Source organism: Verrucomicrobiota bacterium (assembly GCA_016200005.1).
GTDB lineage: Bacteria > Verrucomicrobiota > Verrucomicrobiia > Limisphaerales > PALSA-1396 > PALSA-1396.
Map to the genome: position 1 here is coordinate 56,368 of JACQFP010000013.1, position 13,023 is coordinate 69,390.

The window sequence follows — 13,023 nt, forward strand, 5'->3', positions numbered from 1 at the left end:
CCGGCGCGCCTGCCTGCGGATAGAGTCTGCACCTTTGATCCAGTGGAGGTTCTCAATGCCTTGTTTGATCTGCCGCGTGAGCACTTCATCGGTCGCCAGCCCTTCATGGACACCAGCGCCGGATCACACGAGTCCGTGTACCACTTCGCGCAGAGCGGTTCCATGTGGACGACTGGCTATTCAAACGCGAACGGTGCGGCTGACGTTGGAAGGGTTTAGCCAGCACATACTGAACTGGGGACACCGTGGGAGGGGAAGTTGTGGTTTCCTGCCTGCTAAAGAAGCGAAAGCTGGCAGTGAACTCGCCGACGATCTGGACTCTGCTCTTGCAAAATGCAAGAAGCGCGCTTGCAAATTGCACGATTCTTGCCCGCCCATTTCCCCGAGATTCAAGCTTCGGAAAAAATAATTTGTTGATTTAGAGGCAGTAAGAAAAATTAAAGGTTCTGTGGCACGCCATCCGCTTTTCTTTCCACGAACCCTGTAACTCGGTGGAAAAGCATATTGCCAATATGAAATTATCGACTCTCAAATTGAAATTATCGACTCTCAAATCCGTCTCGGAGCCGTTCGGCTCGAACCAACGCACTCGTTCGCTCAAACTAAACGCCATTGCCTTGCTGGCCGTTCTTTCTGTGATCACGACAGCTCAAGCGCAGTTGACGGTCTCGGATGATTTTAATGACGGTAATGATGTGGGTTGGACGCCGTACGAAGGCAGCCCGGGAACGAGGCAGGTTTCTTTTCCACCCGACCCTCAAGGTGGTTTCTTCTACCGGATACTTGACAACCAATCGACCAATAGTCTCGGGTTGTTCAGCCGCGGCGCGAGCATCCGAAATGACGCCACCTACACGGATTTTTTTGTCGCGTCGGATGTGATTACTTGGGATGACACTGCCCAAATGGCTCCATTTATTATCGCGAGGACGGCGACGCCCGGCCCGGGTACAACCTCTGGTTACATCACCGTCTTTGCGTCCGGCGGGCCAACTGCAGTGCAGGGCCTGCTGCTGCCCGTAGAATTTACTGGTGAAGTCGTCGCCACCACACCCGATATCAGTACGGGCGGTGCGGCGTTGACGCCCAAACTCGATGGGACCAAGGGGTATCGCCTGGTTTTTAAGAGTGCCCCAGGAGATCTCTTAATCCAAGAAATGTATGAGCGCACTGATCTCTTGGAACCGTTCGCCAGGGCCGTCCTGCGAGACGATGTTAATGGCACGCAACATCCCAGCGGAGTTTCCGGCATCGGCAACCTCAATCTGGAGTGGACCGCGAACGCGGACAGCACGTTTGATAATTTTTATGCCAGTCCCAACATCAACAATTTCATCGGCTTTCCCGGCACACCGCAGGTGGTGAACCTGGTGCCGGCGCCGCAGACACTCTTTTACACCATTCCGGCGTCCGACCAGATCACCTTTACGGCGACCACCTTTGGCACCAATCAAGTCGCCACCAACTCGCTGAAACTCCTTCTCAACGGGCTGGATGTGACCGCGGGGTTGTCGTTCACGGAAGTGATCACGCCGTTGGTCGGCTCGCCGAGAACGAACTTCACCGTTCGTTGGAACGGCAGTCTTTCCAGCAACACCATTTACAACGGGAAAATCATTGTCGTGAATCCCGCCGGCAAGGGCACGACCAACAACTGGGTGTTTGACACGTTTAGAACCAATGGCACGCTGACCATCGAAGCGGAAGACTATAACTATGGCGCTGGGCAATTTCAAGACTACCCCCCCGTGTCCGGTTTGCAGCCCGACGCGACACAGGTCGCCGGCGGTGGCCCACCGAATGGTTATTACGATGGGTTCGATAGCGTCGGCGGCGTTCCTTTGACTGACATTGTCGGACAGGAGGACGTTGACTACCACGAATTCAACACTCCGGACAGGCGCCAAAGGGCACAAGACATCGCAGCCAGACACCAGTATCGCGCCGCCGACTTCACCGATACTGCCCAAGGGCGGATGAATAGAACCTATGACGTGCGGCAAAAGTATCGCGACGCAGATGTTGGCGAATACATCGTCCTTGGTTTGAACGCCAGCGAATGGATGAACTACACCCGCACATTCCCGAGCAACAACTATTACGTCTATCTGCGCGCGTCCAGCCAGAAGGCTCAGGCGGTGCGCTTCGACGAAGTGACCAGTGATCGCACTCTCTCCAATCAAACCACAGCTGTTCGGGGGGAATTCCTCGTGCCCAACACGGGAGGTTCATCTCGCTTTCGTTATGTGCCCCTGACCGATGCCGCCGGCAACATCCAGTCGTTGAACCTGGCGGGCGTAAGAACTCTGCGGTTGACCGATCTGGAATCGAGCCAGAAAAACGCGATTGATGTTGGCGATTTGCAGCTTAACTATCTCCTCTTTGTGCCCGCCCCGGCGCCAGGCACGCAACGGCCGTTCATCGCTTATGCGAGTCCGGCGGGCGGCACAGTCGTCTTCGATCCCGAGGGCACCGCCCAGATTTCCATTAGCAACCGCGACACGTCGGTGACCACGGGGAGCATTCAATTGAAGTTTGACGGTGTTAACGTGACCGGAAGTGCTGTGATTACGCCGGTCGCTACAGGAGCAACCATCAGTTACAAACCGCCAGGCTTTTTGCTGCCGGATTCGGTGCATACGATCAATGTGGTCTTCAGTGACGGCACGCCGCAAACCAATCAATGGAGTTTCGCAGTACTCCACATGCCGCAGTTACTGCCCAGCCATCGCGAATCGACCGGGCCAGACACTAACTTCACTGTGCGAGTGCACAAGGCCCAAAATGCCAACCCCGCCAATGACATCGTTGACACTTTTGGCAATTCCATCTCGCGGGCCGAGCGACAATTGGCCGGAACCCTTGGCAACCCCGACACACTGGAGCCCTCCTTTGTGAATGAAGCGGATACCAATGGTGGCTTTAACGCCGTTGATTTCAGCGAACCGACCGCCATCCATTACGAACAATGTGGCGGCGGCACTCGTTACTTCGGACAAGCGAAGCCTTATCCGGGGATTCCTGTTACCGATACAAACAACGGGACCTATGACTGCAGCGCTGGGAGCAGTCCTGATCACTTTGCCATTGGAGCCACGATCAAACTGCAACTGGCAGCGGGCATTTATCGAATGGGCTTCGACTGCGATGACCAGGTCGCGGTGATGGCTGGTCCGCGAGGCACGAATCAAACCGTTGCCAGCCCCGACAATGTGGAGCTGGGCCATTCGCAAATACTGGGCAACCGAACAGATGACGACTTCGGTCGCGCCCAGTTTGAGTTCTGTGTGCAAACCAACGGGGTTTACAAGTTTCGAATGGTGCAAGAAGAAGGTGGCGGCGGCGCCGCGGCTGATTGGTTCTGGGTCAATCGAACCAACTACACCTTGCGGACATTGGTCACACCGACATTGCCCGTGACAGTCCAACTGTTCTCGTCGGCGGCCGTCAATGGAACTTACACGGTTGACCCGTCAGCCGTCATCGACACAGGAGCGAAGACCGCTACGGTAGCCAAGTCCGGCAGTACGCGCTTCTATAAGTTGAGCGCCGGTTCGTCGTTGAACATCACGAACATCACTTTGTCGGGCGGCAACGTCGTGCTGAAATATCAATAGGCGTCCGTCCGGCGTTGCGCGGTTGGGTAGAGCCGCGCGACTGGGGGTGGAACTGTGCAGCACACATTCCACTGCGGGAGACCACATCTGGGTTGTGGTCTCCCGCTTTTTTTCAGGCGCGGAATATAAATGGCAAATTGCAAACGTTCCTCAACCTCGAATGAGATGCTGTGACACCTGATGTTTTCGGCACGCTCAGAGCGCACCGCCCCGCCTTTAACGACCGATTGGCCGCGACCTCCGATCCCGTCGTAATCGGCGATGGTTGTTGTGGAACGGGGCTAGGTGCATCTCGGTGATCCATCTTCATCGACCAATCGAATCTTGCAAAATGCAAACCCAGACAATGCATTTTGCACGATTCTTACGGTGTTAGACCTCGACCAATCAAGCTTCAAAAAAAATAATTTGTTGATTTAGAGGCAGTAAGAAAAATTAAACTTCGTGCGGCACGCCATCCGCTCCTTTTTTGCCAAACCAGTGCCAAAACCTGTAAAGCGATAGAAACTCGTATTGCCAACATGAAATTATTGACTCTCAAATTAACCTCGGAGCCGTTCGGCTCAACCCAAATCAGTCATGCCCTCAGAATCTTGGCCGTTGCGTTGCTCGCATCGCTTTTCTCGACCAGCCTTGTCTTGGGACAAGCGATCAATGATAACTTTGATACGGGCACTGATGTGGGTTGGCAGCATTACACGCCAACGACTGCTGGCGGTGCGGTTCCGACCTACACTTTTCCACCGTCGAGTTCTGGGGGGCTAGGTTATCGCCACATTTACCCGCCGCTGACCTGCCAGGGCCTTTTACAGAGGGGTTATGCCTACCGTTCGGAGCAATATGGCACCTTCTCTTACTCTGTGGACATGGTAAATTGGAAGGACGATTTCGCGTCCACCGCTTTGTTTGGTTTCAGGGTTGGGCCACCGGGGACGCTCGCCCCACTCTCGGCCCAAGGTTGTCTTACAGCGCTTACGCTTGCCGCTCCTCCCCAAAGGCAGGCGGTGTTTCTCAACCTCGTCGCATTCTCCTCCGAAATCTTATCCACCGTTGTGGATGCATACCGAGGGGGCGGAGTTCTATGTTCGGTCTTTCCTCCCTCCAGACCACTTCGCATAGTGTGTTCCGGAACCAATGAGGTATTCAAGTCGGAGATCTATGATCGCTCGGACCTTTTGGAGCCGCTCGTGCGCATCAGTTTTCAGGACTTCGTCCATTGTATTGCTACTGATCAGAGTTCAACCCCACAAGCGACAGGGGAAAATATTCTGGGTGGACTTAACCTAGACGATGGCGATTTGGGTTTGCACCATACGGTCGATATAACCTTCGACAACTACTCGGCGAGTTCTACGTTCAACGCTCCGAAAGGCTTTCCCGGCGTGGCCCAAGTGGTGGATCTTAAACCGGCCGCGCAAGCTTTGTTCTATCAACCACCTGGCATCGGAAGCAACATCACCTTCAAAGTGACGACTCTTACTGCCGCTAATCAAATCAACACCAACTCGCTGAAATTATCTCTTAATGGGACTAACGTATTAGTCTCCCAGTTGGTGATCACTGAGTTAGCGCACCCGCTGCCCACGGACCCCACCGACTTCAGCGTTCGTTATAATGGTCCGCTCACCAGCAACACCATTTACCACGGGCAAATCATCGTCCTGGATACAGGTGGCAAGGGCACCACGAACAACTGGTATTTTGATACCTTCACTTACTTTAATCCTACCGATACCAATAACCCTTCTGGCTTCCTACTGGTCGAAGCCGAAGACTACAACTACGGCGGTGGGATGCATCAAGACTATCCACCCGTATCGGGAACCGACGACACCACCCTTTCGGAGGATCCAGTGTTGTCGCTGTGTGATGGTAATCCTCAGGAAACAATCGGACCTCAAGTTAAGGGCGGTGGACTGGGTTATTATAATGGATACGATTACACGCCTCCTCCTGGCACTACTGTTACGCCTCATTCTGACATCGTGGGATCGCCTGACATTGACTACCACGACAGCGGAGATGCCCGCACTAGACCGCAAGACATTCTATCGAGACACCAATATCGCAGCTCCGACGTGGTGGGGACAGTTCAGGGCACGAAAGGAGGCGGCTACGATACACCACGGCCATATCGCATGGGGCTGACAAACGCCAACGGTGGCACATCTTATGTGCCGGACTATATTGTCGCTGATATACAACCGGGCGATTGGATGAATTACACGCGCAACTTTCCCAACAGCGGGTGGAACGTTTATCTGCGCGTTTCCAGCGAGGGAGCACAGGCTGTCAGGTTTGACCAAGTCACCGGGGATATTACGCAATCCAACCAGCCGACGGCGTTGAAGGGACAGTTCCTGGTTCCCAACACTGAGAGCTGGACGCGCTGGCGCTACGTGCCGCTGACGGATGCAGCCGGCAACCTCCAGACCCTGGCCTTGAATGGCACCAACACGCTGCGGTTGACGGCCAACGAGGTGAGGGTGTCTGAAACAGGCGTCACTGATACAGGCGACTTGCAACTGAACTGGATGCTGTTTGTGCCCACGAACGGAGCACCTTCATCTGGCCCTTGGATCGCTTCGGCCCAACCCGCAGCAAAATCGGAGAATTTTCATCCGGCGGGCACCGTGAAGATCGTGATCTTGGATCGGGGGACGGCGGTGGTACCGGGGAGCATCCAATTGCGCTTCGACGGCGTGAATGTGACGGGATCGTCCACCATCACGAATACGACCACCGAGGGAGCGGGGGCGACAGTGAGTTACGTTCCGGGGTTGTTGTTGCCGAAATCAACCCATAACCTGAGTGTGGTGTACGGCGACGGCTCGACGACGCAATCGAACTACTGGACCTTCAAGGTGGATAATGTCGCGCTGTTGACCCCGGCCGACGGGCTTGCCGGCAGCCCCGATACGAATTTCACCGTCGATTTACACAAAGCCACCAATGGCGATCCCGCAACGTGTTCGGTTACACTCGTAGGGCCGGATGGTTCACAAAATAATGTGACGCTAAACACTTTTGGAAACAATATTGCGCGGGCGGAACGCCAGTTGGCGGGTCTGATGATCAACTCGGATACTCAGTCACCGTTTGTGAATGAGGCAGATACCAACGGTGGTACTGCCGCGCTCACCTTCACAGCGCCGGTCATCAACTTTGACCAATGCGGCGGCGTCGGCGGAGGTGCTGCTACCGACCGCGGCTTCTTTCAAGATTCCAATGGCTTCCCAGACACCAATTATCCGGGTTTGTACCCGAGCCTTTGGTGCAATGGCGATTATGCTGTGCCTCAGCCCGACCACTTTGCCATTTCGGCTTCCATCAAACTTTATCTGCCTGCGGGCATCTACCGAATGGGAGTTAACAGTGATGATCAATTTGCCGTGAAGGCGGGCGGAGCCAATGGTACAAACGTCTATATCGCCAGCTCGCAAAGTTACCCGGGTACCCGCGGCGATGGGCAATTTGAGTTCGTGATCCAGAACACCGGGGTTTACAAGTTCCGTCTCTTCCAGGAGGAAGGTGATGGCGACGCGGATTGCGAGTGGTATTGGGTGGATCGTACCACCGGTGTGCGGACTTTGATCACACCCACGCCTGTCCCATCCGTGTCATTGTTTTCCTGCACGACGGTCAACGGGAGCTACACGAACGATTTGACCGGGGTGATTGACACCGGGACGAAGACGGTGACGGTGCTGAAATCAGGGAACACACGCTTTTACAAGTTGAGCGCGGGTTCGGCGCTAAACATTACAAACGTTACTTTGTCGGGCGGCAACGTTGTGCTGAAATATCAATAACTGGCGTTCCGTTCCGGCGTTGCGCGGTTGGGTAGAGCCGCGCGACTGGGGGTGGAGGTGTACAGCACGCATTCCACTGCGGGAGATCACATCTGGGTTGTGGTCTCCCGCTTTCTTTAGCCATTGGATGATCGGGTAGGGCCCGGATATTTTGCAGACGCGAACGGCTTCGCTCCACACGGCGGAGTATTCGACCTCCGGGCGCACCGTATTTTGCCCAGGCCTGGTGGAGGATTGTATCACCTGAAATTTCCTCTTCGGTGGTCATCGGCTTCACGCGTCTTGCAAAATGCAAACCCAAGCCATGCATTTTGCACGGTTTGGCGGTCATTCGTCGCATGACATTCAGGCGGTTAAAAAATGAAGCTGTTGATTTGCAGACAGTAAGGTGAGGTTGAGTTCCCATGGCACGATAGCAGCTAAGTTCAAACTGACCACATACACGGTGGTGACACATTTTGTTATTATGAAATCAGCCACACGCAAACCGACGTCGGAAACTCGCTGCTCGTTCTCATCCTCTCCTGCCCTTGATTTTCTTCAAGTCGCTGCCTTATGGACGTTTCTGTTCTTGGCAGGCCGCGTCCAAGGCCAACTCGACGTGACGTCCGACTTTAACAACACAAATACTGCGGCCTTGGGTTGGACTGCTTACGATCCCGGCACGGGGGGAGGCCAAGTCAATAGTCGGACATTCGTTCCGGACGGTGCGAACGGTTTTGCTTATCGTTTGTTCGGGCCGCCCGGTCCCCAGTGTTCCACTTTATTGAACCGGGGTGGTGCCTACCGTGCGGAGCAGTACGCGGAGTTTTTTCAATCCGCGGATTTGATTAATTTTGACCCAAGGCCCTATCAGTCCCTCGCTTTATTGGGAGCAAGGATTGGATCGCCCGGTTATTTATCGACCAGTGGTTACTTCTTCGGCTTGGATGCGGGCGGGCCTCGGACGCGGCAGCAATTCGTTTCCAACCTCGGATTCACAATCGAACTTAATTCCAGAATCGTGGACGCGTGGCGGGGTGGCGCGGCCACGATGACTGCGTTGCGACCATCGCAACATCTGCGCATCGCGTTTTTCGGCACCAATGGCCCGGGTAACATGAACAATCTCCTGACGGGGGAGATCTACGATCCGACCGATCTATTGGAACCGCTGGTCAGAGTCAATTTCGACGATGCGCAAACGGGGTCGGCCCATACTAGTGGTGAAAATCTTCTCGCTTGGCTGAATCTGGACTACCACGAGCGTTGCGATTTCACTTGGGACAACTATCACGCGACAGCAAGCCGGAACACGCCGGTGGGTTTTCCGGGAACGCCGCAAGTCCGCAGTTTGGTGCCGGCGGCACAAACTCTCTTTTATTCCATCCCGACCACCAACCAGATTGCCTTTACGGCCACCACTTTTACCACGAATCAGATCAACACCAGCACGATGAAGCTGTTGCTCAATAACGTGGATGTTTCCAGCGGTTTGAGTTTCACGGAAGTAAGGACGCCGCTGGTCGGCTCTCCCAACACCAACTTTACGGTGCGTTGGAACGGCACCCTCAGCAGCAATACGGTTTATCATGGTCAGATCACGCTGCTGGACACCAATGGCAAGGGCACCACGAACAACTGGTACTTTGACACCTACAAGTTCTTCGACCCCACCGACACAAATAACCCTTCTGGCTTCCTGCTCATCGAAGCCGAAGACTATAATTACAACGCTGGTCAGTTTCAGGATTATCCGCCGGTTTCCGGAACGGACGATACGACGACTTCGGAGGACGGAGTTCTGAGTATTGATAATTCCGATCCTGATCCTGCTAATTGGTCATATGCAAATCCACCGGCCTCTGAAGTTCTCGGACCGCAGGTCAAGGGTGGCGGACTCGGTTACTATAATCCGGATGGGGCGAGCGACATCGTGGGAACGCCAGAGGTTGACTTCCATGCCAGCAACACGGGCTTCAACCCAATCGAACAACAACAGTACCGCTCAGCAGACGCAGTTCGCACACAACAAGGTACCAAGGGCGGCGGATTCGACACTCCGCGCTCCTATCGTAAAGGCCTGCCGAACAACAACGCCGGCGTATCATATGTGCCGGATTACATGGTCACGGATATGCGTGTTGGAGATTGGCTGAATTACACGCGTGTTTTTCCGAGCAACACATATAACGTCTATTTGCGCGCCTCGAGCCAGGGTCGGCAGGACGTGCGTCTCGATCAGGTCACCGGCGACCGAACCCAACCTAATCAAACGACAGCTCTGAAAGGACAGTTTCTCGTGCCCAACACGGCGAGTTGGACACGGTTTCGTTATGTGCCTTTGACCGACGCCGCCGGGAATCTCCAGAAGTTGGCTTTGAGCGGAACCAACACACTGCGTTTGACAGCGAATCAGGTCCGGCACGGCAATACCGTCGGTATTGATCTGGGTGATTTGCAACTCAACTGGTTGCTCTTCGTACCGGTGGCTCCCGGCCTTCAAGGGCCGTACATCGCCTCCGCGTTGCCGTCGCAGAACTCCGAGAGTTTCAATCCGGATGGGACCATCCAGATCGTTATTCTGAATCGGGACACGGCGGTCGTTCCTGTCGGAATTCAACTGCGCCTCGACGGGGTAAACGTGACCGGATCGGTCACCGTCACCAACACCACCAGTGAAGGACCAGGTGCGACCGTTACTTATCGTCCTCCAAGCCTCCTTTTGCCGAACAGCGTCCACACGCTCAACATGGTTTTTGGCGACGGCCCGACAACGCAAACCAACAATTGGTCGTTCACTGTCAACCCCGAGGTGCCGCTGCTCTCCCCAAGCGACGCCGTGGGTGGACTCCCGGACGCTTTCTTCAGTGTCCAAATGCACAAGGCAAACAATACCGATGCCTCGGGTTGTTCGCTGGTCGGTGCGTTTGACAATACCATGCCTCGGGCCGAGCACCAGTTGAGCAATGGCATGATCAATCCTGATACCCAGGCCCCGTATGAAAATGAAGCGGCCAACCAGCCGAACAATATCGGTCTCTACACCGAGACCAACGCCATCAATTATGACCAATGTGGCCAGACCGACCCGCAAGTCGGATTGTTTGGAGGAGATGTGCCTTATCCAGGGATGGATCCCGCGGTTTACTGCAATGGAAGCGGAGGGACCGCAAGCCCGGACAACTTTGCGATGGCAGCGACGATCAAACTGCAACTGGCGGCTGGGGTCTATCGAATGGGGGTCAACAATGATGACGGCTGGAGTATTTCCGCGGGTGGTCCTGGTGGCACTAATCAGTTTTTAGGCTACTGGGATAATCCCATCCCTGGGGCCAGGAGTTCCCCGGACAGTGAGTTCGAGTTCGTCGTGCAGACGAGCGGTGTTTACAAGTTTCGTTTGGTGCACCAGGCAGACGATGGCGGGGGCAATGTCGAGTGGTACTGGGTCAACCGTACCAATGGCGTCAAAACCTTGGTCACGCCAACACCGGCTCCGTCCGTGTTGTTGTATTCCTCCACGACCGTAAACGGGAGCTACACCAATGATTTGACCGGCGTGATTGACACCGGGACGAAGACGGTGACGGTGCCGAAATCAGGGAACACACGCTTTTACAAGTTGAGCGCGGGTTCGGCGCTAAACATTACAAACGTTACTTTGTCGGGCGGCAATGTTGTGCTGAAATATCAATAACTGACGTTCCGTTCCGGCGTTGCGCGGTTGGGTAGAGCCGCGCGACTGGGGGTGGAGGTGTACAGCACGCATTCCACTGCGGGGACCACATCTGGGTTGTGGTCCCCGCTTTTTTTGCTATGGCCACCAAATTCTGACGGCGCTCGTCGCATCGCAAAACGCACGCTTCACTCCCGCAATTTGCACGATTCAACCGCTTCAGTCATCCGATCATCGCGACACAAAAACTTGGAAGTTGCTGATCGGAATAGCAGGGTGAAGTTGCGTGCGCGCTATACTGTCTGCCAGAATTAGTTTCCGAATTGCCCCTCATCGCTTCCTTCTCCCCAACTGATGGGGGGGGAGAATTCCCCGAAAGGAAAGTTCGCGCATCAAACCCCTGAACCAGACGCGCGACGACGTAGCGCGGGTGTCTTCGCCTGCGAGTTGGCCAGGCGTCCCGCCGGGCGTTCGCGCTGGCAGCGGGACGCTGCCGCAACTCGCAGCCGGGACGGAGTGCGCTACAGGGTTCATGGGGAGGGTGGTCGAAGACCGGGTGAGGAGTCTGTGTGGTTCCATTCGGAAATTTATTTTGGCAACCGCGCTCATCATGACCGGGCTGCAACTCGTCGGGAACAGCGACGGTGAACACGCGCGCACTCCAAACGCTTCGCGAAGCACGAGGGCGACAGGCAATCGCGCCAGCGTCTGGCGGTTCACCCGGCACTTTGCGGCTTGCCGGTGACGACTGGCTGACTGGTTTTGCAAAGAAACTGCCACGCCAGAACCGCTGCGAGGAGCGCAACACCACCGCAAATCAGATAAGGCAGAGTCGGCATTATGGCAAACGTGCTGGTGGCAAAGATCGGCCCGATGATGCGCGCCAGGCTGCCGATGCTTTGGGCGACGCCCAGGTTGGCGCCCTGTTCATTGGCCGGCGAGTTGAGCGAGATCAAACCGAAGACGGGCGGGCGGTTGATGCCGGAGCCGGCGGCAAACAGACCGAGACTGAGGAGCAGTCCGGCCATGTGCATCTGAAACGGCAACAAGGCGAGGCTCACCGCCACAATCAGGAGGCTGACGAAGATGAGGCGTTGTTCACCAAACCGTTTCACCAATCGCCCGATCAATCCACCCTGAATGACAGCGGCAATGACTCCGGCATAAGTGAACAAATAGCCGACGCGGTGATCCTTCTCTTGAAAGTGGAAGCCATGTTTCACCAGCAAAGGGAAAGTCGATTCAAAACAGGTGAAGCAAAACGTCGCGAGAAAGAAGATGCCGATGAGCAGGCCGAGTTTGGGTTGACTGAGCGTGTGCGTCCATTGGGCGAATTTCGGCCGGGCGGTTGCCGGTTGGGACTGAGGATTCTTGCTTTCTCCGAGAATGAACCAACCCAGGATAAAATTCGCGGCGCAAAAGGAGGCGGCGACCCAGCCGGGGCCTTGTCGTCCGAAAGCGTCCGCGCTGAAGGCGCCGAGCGCCGGGCCGAAAATAAAACCGAGACCGAAGGCCATGCCGATGAGGCCCATGCCCGCCGAACGTTTGTCCGGCGGCGAAATGTCAGCGATGTAGGCCGAAGCGACGGAAAGATTCGCCCCGCAGATTCCCGCAAATACCCGCGAGGCCACGATCCCCCACAGCGCCGTCGAACCGGTCATCCCGGACGCGATGGCAAATAAAGCGTAAGAACCGGCGGCACCGGCGTTGCTGATGAGCATCACCGGGCGACGGCCAATGCGGTCGGACAGCCGTCCCCACACCGGTGCAAAGAGAAACTGCATCGCAGAAAATGAAGCAATGATGACACCGATCAAAAAGCCTTTCGCACCGAAATCCTCCGTGTAGCCGGGCAGCAGGGGCAGAACAATGCCAAAACCGATCAAGTCGATGAACACCGAGAGAAAAATAATCGTCAGCGAGGTTTTTCTTTTCATGC

General features: G+C 55.4%; 4 protein-coding genes. 3 read left to right on the forward strand and 1 reads right to left on the reverse strand.

Translation table 11 applies throughout. The annotated features are described in order from the left end of the window. Positions 1-512 precede the first annotated feature (512 nt). The 3 genes from HY298_04140 to HY298_04150 all read left to right on the forward strand — a co-directional run bounded on the left by HY298_04140 (position 513) and on the right by HY298_04150 (position 11,105). The gene (locus tag HY298_04140; GenBank protein MBI3849469.1) at positions 513-3,617 is read left to right on the forward strand and encodes a hypothetical protein; all 3,105 of its coding nucleotides are present in this window, start codon (positions 513-515) and stop codon (positions 3,615-3,617) included. A gap of 521 nt (positions 3,618-4,138) precedes the next feature. Further along, the gene (locus HY298_04145) at positions 4,139-7,429 is read left to right on the forward strand and encodes a carbohydrate-binding protein (GenBank protein MBI3849470.1); all 3,291 of its coding nucleotides are present in this window, start codon (positions 4,139-4,141) and stop codon (positions 7,427-7,429) included. Between the two features lie 466 nt (positions 7,430-7,895). Then, positions 7,896-11,105: a hypothetical protein gene (locus HY298_04150; protein ID MBI3849471.1), complete on the forward strand. Its 3,210-nt coding sequence runs from the start codon at positions 7,896-7,898 to the stop codon at positions 11,103-11,105. Positions 11,106-11,800: 695 nt separating this feature from the next. Here HY298_04150 and HY298_04155 read toward each other — a convergent pair. After that, the gene (locus tag HY298_04155; protein ID MBI3849472.1) at positions 11,801-13,021 is read right to left on the reverse strand and encodes an MFS transporter; all 1,221 of its coding nucleotides are present in this window, start codon (positions 13,019-13,021) and stop codon (positions 11,801-11,803) included. Positions 13,022-13,023 lie beyond the last annotated feature (2 nt).